The 12,927-nt window shown below is 72.7% G+C and carries 14 protein-coding genes; 5 read left to right on the forward strand and 9 right to left on the reverse strand.

Annotated elements, in window-relative coordinates; all coding sequences use genetic code 11:
- Positions 1-57 precede the first annotated feature (57 nt).
- Positions 58-633, forward strand: a complete 576-nt coding sequence (locus BLV96_RS06115; RefSeq protein ID WP_086683440.1) for a hypothetical protein — start codon at positions 58-60, stop codon at positions 631-633.
- Here the strand turns inward: BLV96_RS06115 and BLV96_RS06120 are convergent.
- From BLV96_RS06120 to BLV96_RS06150, 7 genes are all read right to left on the reverse strand, one after another.
- Positions 630-1,511, reverse strand: a complete 882-nt coding sequence (locus BLV96_RS06120) for a diacylglycerol/lipid kinase family protein (protein ID WP_086683443.1) — start codon at positions 1,509-1,511, stop codon at positions 630-632. The genes BLV96_RS06115 and BLV96_RS06120 overlap by 4 nt on opposite strands.
- A complete protein-coding gene (gene tatC, locus BLV96_RS06125) occupies positions 1,511-2,485 on the reverse strand; it encodes a twin-arginine translocase subunit TatC (RefSeq protein ID WP_086683446.1) in 975 nt (324 codons plus the stop codon). Before tatC ends, BLV96_RS06120 begins: the two co-directional genes overlap by 1 nt.
- Before the next feature lie 84 nt (positions 2,486-2,569).
- Entirely contained in the window at positions 2,570-2,899 is a 330-nt protein-coding gene (gene tatA, locus BLV96_RS06130) for a Sec-independent protein translocase subunit TatA (RefSeq protein WP_091388826.1), read from the reverse strand.
- A gap of 31 nt (positions 2,900-2,930) precedes the next feature.
- On the reverse strand, positions 2,931-3,143 hold the full coding sequence (locus BLV96_RS06135; RefSeq protein ID WP_091388872.1) for a bacteriophage holin: 213 nt from the start codon (positions 3,141-3,143) through the stop codon (positions 2,931-2,933).
- 10 nt (positions 3,144-3,153) lie between these two features.
- Positions 3,154-4,134, reverse strand: coding sequence for a helix-turn-helix transcriptional regulator (locus tag BLV96_RS06140; RefSeq protein ID WP_086681182.1), 981 nt, complete (start codon positions 4,132-4,134; stop codon positions 3,154-3,156).
- Positions 4,131-5,114, reverse strand: a complete 984-nt coding sequence (locus BLV96_RS06145) for a helix-turn-helix transcriptional regulator (RefSeq protein WP_086681181.1) — start codon at positions 5,112-5,114, stop codon at positions 4,131-4,133. Before BLV96_RS06145 ends, BLV96_RS06140 begins: the two co-directional genes overlap by 4 nt.
- A gap of 10 nt (positions 5,115-5,124) precedes the next feature.
- Entirely contained in the window at positions 5,125-5,556 is a 432-nt protein-coding gene (locus BLV96_RS06150) for a winged helix-turn-helix transcriptional regulator (protein WP_086681179.1), read from the reverse strand.
- Positions 5,557-5,664: 108 nt separating this feature from the next.
- On the opposite strand from BLV96_RS06150, the gene BLV96_RS06155 reads away from it, so the two are divergent.
- Together BLV96_RS06155 and BLV96_RS06160 are read left to right on the forward strand one after the other, a co-directional pair.
- A complete protein-coding gene (locus tag BLV96_RS06155; protein ID WP_086681178.1) occupies positions 5,665-6,573 on the forward strand; it encodes an NADP-dependent oxidoreductase in 909 nt (302 codons plus the stop codon).
- Between the two features lie 9 nt (positions 6,574-6,582).
- Positions 6,583-7,281 carry an SDR family oxidoreductase gene (locus BLV96_RS06160; RefSeq protein ID WP_086681176.1) on the forward strand — a complete coding sequence of 233 codons (699 nt, stop codon included), beginning with the start codon at positions 6,583-6,585 and terminating at the stop codon, positions 7,279-7,281.
- On the opposite strand, the gene BLV96_RS06165 is transcribed toward BLV96_RS06160, so the two are convergent.
- Entirely contained in the window at positions 7,278-8,300 is a 1,023-nt protein-coding gene (locus BLV96_RS06165; protein ID WP_086681174.1) for a WD40/YVTN/BNR-like repeat-containing protein, read from the reverse strand. The genes BLV96_RS06160 and BLV96_RS06165 overlap by 4 nt on opposite strands.
- Positions 8,301-8,421: 121 nt before the next feature.
- The gene (gene pafA / locus BLV96_RS06170; RefSeq protein WP_086681172.1) at positions 8,422-9,780 is read right to left on the reverse strand and encodes a Pup--protein ligase; all 1,359 of its coding nucleotides are present in this window, start codon (positions 9,778-9,780) and stop codon (positions 8,422-8,424) included.
- 199 nt (positions 9,781-9,979) lie between these two features.
- Here pafA and BLV96_RS06175 point away from each other — a divergent pair, with 199 nt between their 5' ends.
- Complete coding sequence (locus tag BLV96_RS06175; protein WP_425266169.1) at positions 9,980-11,404, forward strand: bifunctional phosphatase PAP2/diacylglycerol kinase family protein; 1,425 nt, start codon at positions 9,980-9,982, stop codon at positions 11,402-11,404.
- Positions 11,405-11,507: 103 nt separating this feature from the next.
- Positions 11,508-12,710: an alpha/beta hydrolase gene (locus BLV96_RS06180; RefSeq protein ID WP_086681168.1), complete on the forward strand. Its 1,203-nt coding sequence runs from the start codon at positions 11,508-11,510 to the stop codon at positions 12,708-12,710.
- Positions 12,711-12,927 lie beyond the last annotated feature (217 nt).

The following is a 12,927-nucleotide window of genomic DNA, read 5'->3' on the forward strand; positions in this document are numbered from 1 at the left end:
CGGTATAGGTCGTTATACACCGGGAACCGGTGGGGGTGTGGCGGCGTCGGAGGCTGCATGACCGAACCGTGTCCGGGCTGCGGACAGCTGGACCAGGTGCAGCGGGTGCCCGCGGTGTACGACGGCGGGCACGCGTTCTTCCGTGGTCAGGGGCCGGTGGTGCCGATCCCGGCCGGGGATGGCGTGGTCTACACGAGCAGCCAGGTCAGCGGGGTTTCGGTGTCGGCGGTCGCGCGGTCGCTGGACCCCTTCCCTCCCCCGCGCCGGGGCGGCGGCCTGGTGGCGGCGGTGCTCGCGTTGGTGCTGGTCGGGAGCTGCTTCCTGGCCTTGCCGCTCTCGTCGGTGGACGATCCGCCGCCGGGCGGGCCGGCGACGCGGGCACTGGGCATCGCGGTGATCTCGCTGCCGGCGTTGTGCGTGTACATCGCCGCGGGGGTGGTGATCTGGCTGTACGTCCGCCGGGTGCGGGCCCACCGGCGCCAGCGGCGCGGGGTGCCGGCGGCGCGGCAGGTGTGGGAGCAGGGCTGGTTCTGCCACCGCTGCGGCGGGGTGTACTTCGCGGACGCCGGGCGGCTGCTGACGCCGGCGCACTTCCGGCAGCTGGTGGCCCGCGCCGGCGGTTACGAGCGTTAGGCCAGCACGGTCAGCGCGCCCGGGACGCAGCTGACCGTCACCGGGACGCTCCCCTGCGGCTCGCCGTCGGCGTAGGCCGGCCAGCTGTTGCCCGTCAGCGAGACCGACCGGGCACGCAGCGTCCGGACCGCCGGGTGCGTGAGGTGCTTGCCCGTGCGCAGGCCCGGCAACATGCGGATCAGGCCGCGGCGGGTCACGTCCCCGACCACCGTCACGTCGAAGACGCCGTCCTCCGGGTCGGCCGTCGGGCAGATCGGGACGCCGCCGCCGTAGAAGCGGGTGTTGCCGACCGCCACGAGCGTCGCGTCGAGCTCCAGGCGTTCGGTGCCGGTGTCGACCACGATCGGGCGGGAGCGGAACGCGGCCAGCTCGGCGAGGATCGCGACGTCGTAGCGGCGCGGTCCGGACGGCCAGCGCATCCGGTTGGCGCGTTCGTTGACACTCGCGTCGAAGCCCGCGCACAGGACCGTCGCGAACCAGGTGTCGCCGAGGCGGCCGAGGTCGATGCGCCGCCGGGCACCCGACTTCAGGGCCGCCACCAGCGCGTCGACCGCGGGCAGCGGCTCGCCGGGGACGCCGAGGGCGCGGGCGAAGTCGTTGCCGGTGCCCGCCGGGACCAGGCCGAGCGCGACGTCGTGGTTCGCGCAGAACTGGACGCCCTGGTGCGCGGCGCCGTCGCCGCCCAGGACGATCAGGACGTCGAGGCCGGCGTCGTGCGAGGTCCGCATCAGCTCGCGGGACTCTTCGACGGTGTTGGCGACCAGCACGTCGAGGCGGTCGACCGCGGTGCGCAGCCGGTCGGCGACGGTGTCGGCGATCCGGGCGGCCGCGCCGTGCCCCGAGGCCGGGTGCACGGCGAGCGCGGCGTGCAGGCCCACTACGTGATGTCGTCGGTGCCGGAGGCCCGGCCGCCGGACGCGGTCGGGGCGGACGGTTCGTCGTCGATCGTGCTCGGCGTGTAGTCGAAGGGCGCCGCTTCGTCGTCGTCGAGCTGGTCCCAGCCCTCGTCCGTGCGCTCCCGGTCCTTCTTGCGGTCGTGGATGCGCGCGAGCTGGATGGACAGCTCGAACAGCACCGTCAGCGCGCCGGCCAGGCCGAGCATCGAGAACGGGTCCGAACCCGGGGTGACGAAGGCGGCGAAAACGAACAGCGCGAACACGATGCCGCGGCGCCACTTCTTCAGCTGCCGGTACTTGACCACGCCGACGCGGTTGAGCATGACCACCAGCAGCGGGAGCTCGAAGCTGATCCCGAAGATGATCAGCAGGGAGAGCAGGAACGAGATGTACTTGTCCGCCGTGAGCGCGGTGACGAAGGCGTCCTGCCCGAAGCCCATGAGCAGCTGCAGGGCGTGCGGGAAGAGGATGTAGGCGAGCACGGCGCCGCCGGCGAACAGCACCGTCGCGAAGCCGACGAACGTCAGCGCGTACTTGCGTTCCTTGCTGTAGAGGCCCGGGGCGATGAACGCCCAGATCTGGTAGAGCCAGACCGGGGAGAGCAGCACCGCACCGGCCGCGATGCCGACCTTCAGCTGCGTCATGAAGGCTTCGAACGGCACCGTCTGGAGGAGCCGGCACCCGTCGGCGCTGTCGAGCCGCCGGTTCGGCGGGATGGCGCAGTATGGGTCCTTGACGAGGTCGCCGAGCGACGGGATCGGGCCGACCTTGGTGCCGAACCAGAGGAACCCGATGATCCCGCCGATCACGACGGCGAGCAGCGCGAAAGCCAGCCGGCGGCGGAACTCGTAGATGTGCTCGATGAGCGTCATCGTGCCGTCGGGGTTCATGCGACGGCTGCGCTTGCGCCGCTTCGACCGGCGGCTGGTGCCGTTTCCGGAGGCGGGTTCCGCCACGGGGTGTTCCGTTCTCGTCGGAGTCCGGCGGAGCGCGCCGGACCGGCGCGCTCCGTGGACCAGGGACCGGGTGTGGCCCAGCCGTCAGCTGGCGTTCTTCTGCGGCTGGTCGGCCGCCTGCTGCTTCTTCAGCTCGTCGAGCTGCCGCTGCAGGTCCGCGACCTGCTGGTCGGTCGCGCCGGCGGCGGGGGCCGCGGGGGCGGGCGTGGCCGGGATCTGCTTCGTCTCGACCGGCTCGGCGTCCTCGTGCGAGGTGCTCTTGTCGCCCGCGAGGTCCTTGGTCTCGGCCTTGAAGATCTTCATGGACTTGCCGATCGACCGGGCCGCATCGGGAAGCCGCTTGGCCCCGAACAGCAGCACGACGAGCAGCACCAAGATGATCAAATGCCATCCTTGCAATCCGTTGGCGAACAAGATGGCCTCCTATCTGCGTCTGGTAGGGATGTTACTGGTTTTCCGGTTTCCGGCGGCGCTCCGCGAAGGCGACGCGCAGCGCGGCCGACCGCGCGCGGAGCAAACCGGCCCGGTCCTGGGTGTTCGTAGCCACCATGCTTGCGGTCCGCCGGAAACCACGCAAGACCTTGACGGTCCGCACCAGCAGGGCGACGAGCAGCAGCAGGCCGAGCGCGACGAGCACGACGGTGGGCAGGTACGGCACGTCGATCACCCTAGTGGTCGCAGGTTGACGGAAGGTGACGGGCTCGGGCCACGGCGTCGGCCGCGCGGCGTCCGACGTCCGACGCGAGGTCGGCCGGGCTCTCCACCAGCGCTTCTCCGCCCAGGCCCAGCACGAGGCGCACCATCCAGGACTGGTCGGCGTAGCGCATCCGGATCCGCAGCCGCCCGCCGTCGAGCTCGTCGAGCTCCTCGCACGGGTAGTACTCGGCTACCCAGCGTGCGTCCGGGTCGAGGACGAGCACCGCCTCCCGTTGGTCGGGACGCTCGCGGAAGACGCCTTCGGAAATGTCGGTCGGGTGCGCGTGGGCGGGCGGGCGCGAGGGCTCGTCGAGGATCGCCAGGTCGTCGATCCGGTCGAGGCGGAACAGCCGGACGCCCTCGGCGCGGCGGCACCAGGCCTCGAGGTAGCCGACCGCCTGGACGATCAGCAGCCGCATCGGGTCGACCGTGCGCTCGGTGATCTGGTCCTTGGACGCGGTGTAGTAGCGGATCCGTACCGCCCGCCGGTCCTGCAGCGCCCGGGCGACTTCCTCGCGGGTCCGCGCGGTCTTCTTGCCCTCGCGCACTCCGCCGCCGACGACCACGCCGGCCGGCTGGGCCTGCCCGGCGGCGGACTCGATCTTGGCGATGGAGCGGCGGACGGCGTCGCCGTCGAGCACCCCCGGCGTCTCGGCCAGCGCCCGCAGCGCGACCAGCAGCGCGGTCGCCTCACCGCCGGTGAGCCGCAGCGGGCGGTTCATCCCGGCGTCGTGGGTGACGACGATCGTGTCGCCCTCGAAGGACAGGTCGATCAGGTCGCCGGGCCCGTACCCGGGCAGCCCGCACATCCACAGCAGCTCGAGGTCCTTGCGCAGCTGCTTCGGCGTGACGTCGAAGTCGTGCGCCGCGTCGTCGACGCGGACGCCGGGGCGCGCCAGCAGGTACGGGACGAGCGCGAGCAGCCTCGGCATCCGGTCGGTGGACCCGCTCACCGGCCGCTCCCCTGCCGGGCCACGACGGCTTCGAGCCGGTCCTGGACGGTCTTGGCGAGCACGTCGGGTTCGAGCACGACGACGTCCGGGCCCTGCGAGGTGATCCAGTCGGCGGCCGACTCGGGGAAGTACAGCCCGATCTCGACGAGATCGCCCTCTTCGCCGTCGAGCACGCTCCGGCCGATGACGGTGCCGCGCCGGCGGACCCCGGCGGCGCGGCCGTCGGCGACCCACAGCCGCGCGGTGGTGACCGGGGCCGGCTCGGACTCCCCCGTCACCGAGACGAGCTTGAGCAGGTTGACGCCCTCGGGGCGCTGCACCTCGCCGGGCTTGCCGACGGTCCGGACCTGGCCGGTGACGCGCGAGAGGCGGAAGCAGCGGGTGGCGCCGCGGTCGCGGTCGTGCCCGACGACGTACCAGCGGGCCCGCCACGACACCACGCCCCAGGGTTCGAGGGTGCGCATGATGCGTTCGGGCGAGCCGCTGCGGCGGTACTCGAAGCGGACGGCCTGGCCGTTCTGCACCGCGGCCAGCAGCGGCCCGAACGCCGGTTCGGCGCGCACGCGCGGCTCGACGACGGTGGGGGCCTGGTCGTCGACCTCCAGGCCGGCGGCGCGCAGCTTCACCAGCGCCCCCTGGGCCTGCCCGGTCAGCTCCGGGGAGTCCCACAGCCGTGACGCGAGCGCGACGGCGGCGGCTTCGTCGGGGGCGAGGTCGATCTCGCCGAGTTCGTAGTCGCGGCGGGCGATGCGGTAGCCCTCGATGGCGTCGAAGGCGGAGTTGCGGCCGGTTTCCAAGGGGATGCCGAGCTCGCGCAGCTCGGTCTTGTCCCGTTCGAACATCCGGAAGTAGGCGTCGTCGCTGGCCGCGTCGCCGTACCCGGGCACGATGCCGCGGATCCGCTCGGCGGTGAGGTACTGCCGGGTGGACAGGAGGGCCAGTACCAGATTGACCAGCCGTTCGGCGCGTGCGGTGGACACCCGGTAGAGCCTAGCCCGCGCCGCCCGGCCCGATCGTGAGGTCCGGGGTGCGCGCGTCGTAATCGGCGCGGGCACCGCTGACGGCGTCGAAGTTCGCCTCGGCCCAGTCCTTGAACCCGGCCATCAGCGCACGGAGGCTTTCTCCCAGCGGCGTAAGGGAATAGTCGACGCGGACGGGCACCGACGGGGTCACCTCGCGGCGGACGAGCCCGTCGCGTTCGAGCACCCGCAGGGTCTGGGTGAGCATCTTCTGGCTGACCCCGGCGATGCGCCGCGAAAGGTCGCTGTAGCGCCGCGGCCCGTCACCGAGCGCGACGAGGATCAGGCTGACCCACTTGCCGGCGATCTCGTCGAGCAGCTTCCGCGTGGGGCAGGCGGCCAGATAGGCGTCGTAGGCGGCCTTTTCGGCCTGGCGACGCTGTTCCGCCATGCGCGTGGGCACCGGGCGAACCTCCTGGTACGTGGGGAACCTGCGAGTGCGTACTTCCCGATGGAGAGTAGCTCCCCATACGTTCGCCGGGGAAGGTTTCCGGTCGGTGAGGAGTGTTCGATGCGGGCGATCGTGGTCCGGCGGTTCGGGGGTCCCGAGGTGCTGGAAACGGTGGAGGTACCGGTGCCGGAGCCCGGTCCGGGCCAGGTGCGGATCCGGGTGGCGGCGGCCGCGGTGAACCCGGTGGACCTGGCGACCCGGGCGGGCGTGTTGACGGCGGCGGGGGTGATCCCGCCGCGCGAGGTGCTCGGGCTGGGGTGGGACGTGGCCGGGGTGGTCGACGATGCCGGAGACACGTCCTTCCGAGCCGGTGACCAGGTCATCGGGCTGCGCGACCGCATCGCCCTCCCGCTCGGTGCCTACGCCGACCACCTCGTCCTCGATTCCTCCGCCGTCGCCCTCACGCCCGCTGGTCTCTCCCCTGTCGAAGCCGCGACGCTCCCGCTCAACGCGCTCACCGCCGTCCAGGCGCTCGACCTCGTCGAAACCGACGGGACCGTCCTGGTCACCGGCGCGGCGGGCGCGGTCGGCGGGTACGCCGTCACCCTCGCCCACCACCGGAAACTCCAAGTGGTCGCCGTCGCGTCGGAGGGCGACGAAGCCCTCGTCCGCGGCTTCGGCGCGGACGAATTCCTCCCTCGCGGCCCCGCTCTCGGCGACCGGGTCCGCGCGCTCGTCCCGGGTGGGGTGGACGCCGCCCTCGACACCGCGCTCCTCGGCCTCGACGCGCTCGACGCCGTCCGCGGCGGCGGTGAGTTCGTCGCCTTCGCCGCCGGAGCCGCGCCGATCCCCCTGCGCGGGATCCGCGTGCGGAACGTCTGGATCCGCGCCGACGGCGAACGGCTGGCCGAGGCGGCCGGCATCCTGCTCCCCCGCGTCGCCGACGTCCTGCCGCTGGCGCGGGCGGCCGAAGCCCACGAACGGCTGGCCGCGGGCGGGCTGCGCGGCAGGCTCGTCCTGACTCCCTAGCCTGGACGCATGGATGATCGCGTACTTCTCATCACCGGTGCGTCGCGTGGGCTCGGCGCCGCCACCGCGCGGCTCGCCGCCGCCTCCGGGTTCAAGGTCGCTCTCGTCGCCCGCAAGGCCGAGTCCGTCGCCTCCCTCGCCGCCGAACTGGGCGAAGACAACGCCCTCGCGCTCGGCGCCGACGTCGGGGACTGGCCGGGCATCTCCGGCGCCGTCGACCAGGCCGTCCAGCGGTTCGGACGCCTCGACGCGGCCTTCGCCAACGCCGGCATCGGCGTCGGGACCTCGTTCTTCGGCGACGACGACCCCGATCCCACCCAGTGGGAGGCGATGGTCCGCACCAACATCCTCGGCGCGGCCTACACCGCCCGCGCCGCGCTGCCCGCGCTGCGGGACTCGGGCGGGCACCTGCTGATCACCGGCTCGGTCGCCGGCCGCTACATCCGCAACGCCAGCCTGTACTCGGTGACGAAGTGGGCGGTCACCGGGATGGCCGGCGCGATCCGCGAGGAGGCCGTCGGCACCGGGGTCCGCGTCACGCTGATCAACCCCGGCATCACCGACACCGACATCCTCACCGACGAGCAGCGCCAGAAGCCCCGCCTGCACGCGGACGACATCGCTCGCGCGGTGCTCTACGCGCTGTCGCAGCCCCCCTCGGTGGACGTCAACGAGATCATGGTCCGCCCGACCGGCCAGGTCCTCTAGCGGAGCCGGGCAACGCGGCCGCCGGCGCCGCTGGCCCAGCAGCTCGCCCCGGCGCAGTCGACGCTGTCGAAGCTGCCGGTGTCGAACGACGTCCAGTGCCGGCCGCCGTCCGGGCTGTAGTCGCTGCCGCCCGGGCCGACGGCGAGGAGCGTCCCGCCGCGCCAGGCCAGCCCGGAGCGGTAGCCCGCCGGGTACTGGGCCGGGGTGCGCCAGGTCCGGCCGGCGTCGCCGGTCAGCGCGACGGCCGGGCCGGGTGCCGTCGGGTTCGCGAAGTCGCCGCCGATGGCGACGCCGTGGCGCGGGTTCCGGAAGGCGAGGGCGAACACGCCGGCCGACGGGCTGCTCGGCAACGGCGTGTCGGAGACGCTCCAGTGGCGGCCGCCGTCGCCGGAGTGCAGGACGCGGGCGGTCGCGCCGCCGCCGGTCGCGAGCCAGGCGTCGAACGGCCCCGACGTCGTGAGGCACTGGCCGCTGGCGGCGAACCCGGCCTCGCCGGGCAGCGCGGGCGGGAAGCCGCTGTCGGGGACCTGGCGCCAGCTGCGGCCGCCGTCGAAGGTGGCCTGGACGCGGAACCTGCCGTCGACCGGGTCGCTCATCGCCAGGCCGCGCCACGGGTCGAAGAAGGCCAGGCAGTCGTAGAACGCCGCCGCGTCGGTGTTCTGGAACGTCTGCCGCCAGTGCGTGCCGCCGTCGTCGGTCCGGTAGACGCGGGAGTCGGTCCCGGGCCCGATCGACAGCACGACGGCGTGGTCGGCGTCGAAGGCCTCGACGTCGCGGAGCTGGAGGGTCTCGGTGCCCGGCGGCCCGACGGACTTCCAGGTGGCGCCGCCGTCGGTGGTGCGCAGGACGGTGCCCTGGGTGCCGCTGACCCACGCCACGCGCGCGCTGACCGCGGACAGGCCGCGGAACTGGGCGGTGACGCCGGTCGGCTTCAGGTCCCACGCGGGCCGGTGCTCACCCGCCGACGCTGGAGCCGCGAGCGAGACCAGCAGGGCGCACACGAGCAGCACGACACGCATGCGGGAGATCCTGCCCCACCCGGCAACCGACTTTCGTCGCGTCACCCCCAGCCCTCGGAAGTCCGTGAATGGCACATCGAGGGACTTAGTGTCCCTCGATGTGCCATTCACGGACTTGGGGTCAGAGCGAGCTGATCAGGCGCTCCACGCGCTCGTCGACCGAGCGGAACGGGTCCTTGCACAGGACCGTGCGCTGGGCCTGGTCGTTCAGCTTCAGGTGCACCCAGTCGACCGTGAAGTCGCGGCCCGCGGCCTGGGCGGCGGCGATGAAGTCGCCGCGCAGCTTCGCGCGGGTCGTCTGGGGCGGGGTGTCCTTGGCGGCCTCGATCTCGCCGTCGTCGGTGACCCGGCGGACCAGGCCCTTGCGCTGGAGCAGGTCGAAGATGCCCCGGCCCCGGCGGATGTCGTGGTAGGCCAGGTCGAGCTGCGCGATGCGCGGGCTGGACAGGTCCAGGTCGTGCTTGTGCCGGTAGCGCTCGACCAGCCGGTGCTTGATCGCCCAGTCGATCTCGGTGTCGATCTTGCCGAAGTCCTGCTGCTCGACCGCGTCCAGCGCCCGGCCCCACAGCTCGACGACGCGCTCGTTCGCCGCGGTCGAGCCGTTGTCCTTGATGTGCTGGACGGCGCGGGCGTGGTACTCGCGCTGGATGTCCAGCGCCGAGGCCTCACGCCCGCCGGCGAGGCGCACCTGGCGACGGCCGGTGAGGTCGTGGCTGATCTCACGGATCGCCCGGATCGGGTTGTCCAGGGTGAAGTCGCGGAACTGGACACCCGCCTCGATCATCTCGAGGACCAGGTTCGCCGAGCCGACCTTGAGCATGGTCGTCGGCTCGGCCATGTTCGAGTCGCCCACGATGACGTGCAGGCGCCGGTAGCGCTCGGCGTCGGCGTGGGGCTCGTCACGGGTGTTGATGATGGGCCGCGAGCGCGTGGTCGCGCTGGAGACGCCCTCCCAGATGTGCTCCGCACGCTGGGAGAGGCAGTAGACCGCGCCGCGCGGGGTCTGCAGCACCTTGCCGGCGCCGCAGATGAGCTGGCGGGTCACCAGGAACGGCAGGAGCACGTCCGCGATCCGGGAGAACTCGCCCGCGCGGGTCACCAGGTAGTTCTCGTGGCAGCCGTAGGAGTTGCCCGCGGAGTCGGTGTTGTTCTTGAACAGGAAGATGTCGCCGCCGATGCCCTCGTCGGCGAGCCGCCGTTCGGCGTCGACCAGCAGGTCCTCGAGGATCCGCTCCCCGGCTTTGTCGTGCGTGACCAGCTGGACGAGGTCGTCGCACTCGGCCGTCGCGTACTCGGGGTGCGAGCCCACGTCCAGGTAGAGCCGGGAGCCGTTCGACAGGAAGACGTTCGATGAGCGTCCCCAGGACACGACCCGCCGGAAGAGGTAGCGCGCCACCTCGTCGGGCGAGAGCCTGCGCTGTCCGTGGAAGGTGCACGTGACCCCGAACTCGGTCTCGATGCCAAAGATCCGCCGCTGCATCCCACCAGAGTAGGCGCTGCACCCCCTTCGACGGTGCGCCGTTCGGGCGTCGACACGCCCCCGGTATGCCACAGACGGTGAAATCTCCCCGATTCAGGCACGATTGGAGCACTGCTCTTGACGACTTGGGGAAGGCGACTCCTTGACACACCAGCTGATCCAGGCCTTCCGGCGGGTCGGGCGCACCGACCGCGCCCTGATGCGGCGCACGGCCGCCCTCCCGGCCACGAAAGCCGACGACGCGCTCATGGCGCTGTCCAGATCGGCGAACAAGTCGCGGCTCTGGTGGGGTGTCGCGGCGCTGCTCGCCGTGCAGAAGGGGCCGACGCGGCGAGCGGCGCTGCGCGGCGTCGTCGCGATCGCCGGGGCCAGCGCGGCGGCGAACCTGATCGGCAAGCCGCTCTTCCCGCGCCGCCGCCCGGCCGAGGAAGAGACGCCCGTGCGCCGCCGCCTGCGGAAACGCCCGACGTCGTCGTCGTTCCCGTCCGGCCACTCGGCCTCCGCGGCGGCCTTCGCGACGGCCGTGGCGATGGAGTCGCCGCGGGCGGGCCTCGCCGTGGCGCCGCTCGCTCTGGCCGTGGCCTACTCCCGCGTCCACACCGGCGTCCACTGGCCTTCCGACGTGGGGGTCGGCCTGGGCATCGGGGTCGGCGTCGGCCTGGCGACGCGGCACTGGTGGCCGCTGCACGACGACGTCCCCGCCCGCACGGCCCACGACGCGGACGCGCCGGAGATGGTCGACGGCGACGACATGCTCGTGCTGGTCAACCCGAAGTCCGGGATCGACGGCCAGGACCCCACCGAGGACGCCCGGCGAGCCTGGCCCAAGGCCGAGATCCTCCACCCGGACCCCGACCAGGACCTGATCGCCCAGCTCGAGGGGGAGATCGACGCCCGTGGGACCGTTCGCGCACTCGGCGTCGCGGGCGGGGACGGCACTGTCGCCGCGGTCGCCGCGGTCGCCGCCGAACGCGACCTGCCGCTCGCGCTGATCCCGGCGGGCACGCTCAACCACTTCGCCCGCGACGTCGGCGTCCGCTCGATGCCCGACGCGGACGCGGCGACCGAGGTCGGCAACGCCGTCGGCATCGACCTGGGCGAGGTCGAGATCGACGACGGCGACGGCGGCGCGCACCGCTGGTTCGTCAACACCGCGAGCCTGGGTGGTTACCCGGAGATGGTCCGGCTGCGCGAGAAACTGCAGGAGAAGCACCCCAAGTGGCCCTCGGCGGCGATCGCGCTGACCCGCACGCTGCGCCACGCCCGGCCGCTGACCGTGCGGCTCAACGGCAAGCGCACCCAGGTCTGGCTGCTGTTCGTCGGCAACGGCACGTACGCGCCGAAGGGCTTCGCACCCAGCCGCCGGCCCGCGCTCGACACCGGCCTGCTCGACGTCCGGTACCTGCGCGCGGACCTGCCGTACTCGCGGGCCCGGTTCCTGCTGGCGATGGTCACCCGCACGCTCGCGGCGAGCCACGTCTACCAGGAGCTGGACGTGGCCGAGCTGGACGTCGAGCTGCTGGACGGCCACCGGCGCGTCGCCACCGACGGCGAGGTCGGGCCGCTGGGCAACCGGTTCCGCTTCCGGTCGCGGCCCAGCGCGTTGACCATCTACCGCCTTTAAGGACTCTTTACCTTTTCTCAACGAACCCACAGCGTCCCCTGGCTAGCGTCTTGATCGAGATGCGGGCGATCCTGCCCGCGGCCAGGGGACGAGCGGGGATTCGATGGACGGGCACGGCCTGGCGAGCGGCATCCACCGGGCCGCCGTCGACCCGGTGCTGCCCGGCGACATCACCGCGCGCGCCCGCGACCTGGGGCCGTTCGAGTCGCCGCTGATCTGGCTCGCGTTCGCCTCGGCCGCCGTCGCGGTCCTCGCCGCCGTCTTCGCGCTGTGGCACCGGCGTCGTACCCGTCGCTGGGGCTTCACCGCGTTCGGCGTCCTGCTGCTGCTCGCGGGAGTAACTGCCCTGAACAGCTACGTCGGGTACGTGCGTACTTCCGACGACCTCGCGCGCCTGCTCCAGAAGGGGCCCGGTGTGGTCAACCTGGCCGGGCGCCTGCTCGACGACGGCAAGGAGGCGCCGTCGGAGTCGGACTCGGTGGTGTCGCACCCGGGCGCCGGCACCGCGGCCGCCGGCCAGCGGATCGATGTGGTGAACCTCCCCGACCCCGCGCACGGCGTCCCGTCCGGCGCGAACTACGTCGTCCTGCCACCGGGGTACAACGCGGACGCGGCCCGCCGCTACCCGGTCGTCTACCTGATCCACGGCTACCCGTTCGGCGGCCCGCGCGACTGGCTGACCTCGGGCGACGCGCCGGGCACGCTGCTGGCCCTGCAAAAGGCGAACGTGATCGAGCCGATGATCGTGGTGAGCGTCGACCTGACGGCCGGGGTGCCCAGCACGGACTGGGAGTGCCTCGACGTCCCGGGCGGCCCGCAGCTGGAGACGTACCTGGCGCACACGGTGGTCCCGGCGATCGACCAGCGCTACCGGACGGTGGCCGACCGGAGCCACCGGGCGCTGGGCGGCATGTCCGGCGGCGGCTTCGGCGCACTGAACATCGGCCTGCACCACGTGGACGAGTTCGCCACCCTGCTGATCGCCCTCCCCTACGACGACCTGAACGACTCGGTGGGCGTCCTGGACGGCAACCGGGCGGCGATCGCGGCGAACACGCCACGCCGGTACCTGCCGACGATGAACTTCCCGGCGCCGATCTCGGTGATGCTGGCGGTGGGCACGGGCGCCCCGACCGACGTGACGACAGCGCGCCGGATCGCGGAGGCGCTGCACGCGCGGGGGCAGGAGGCGGTGGTCCACGCGGAGCGCGGGTTCAACCACACGTGGCACACGGCCCGGGCGACGTTGCCGTACCTGCTGGCGTTCGCGGATCAGAACTTCCGCGCTTCGCCGGCCACGTCCTGAGGCCTGGGTGGGCTTCGGCCGTCCTTTCCAAAGACGTCCTCGCCGGACGGGCAGGCTCTGGGCTCTGGGATGGCCTCGGCCTTCGTAGGCTTGTCGCGTTCTCGGGTGGGTCGCTGGGTGGTCATCCCGTCGCCTGATTGAGGCTTATCACTTTGAGCCAGGCCCGCAAGGTTGCGTTGCTGCCTCGCCTCGTGCGGGTGGTTGCGGGCCTGGCTCA

Source organism: Amycolatopsis pretoriensis (assembly GCF_900107925.1).
Lineage (GTDB): Bacteria > Actinomycetota > Actinomycetes > Mycobacteriales > Pseudonocardiaceae > Amycolatopsis > Amycolatopsis pretoriensis.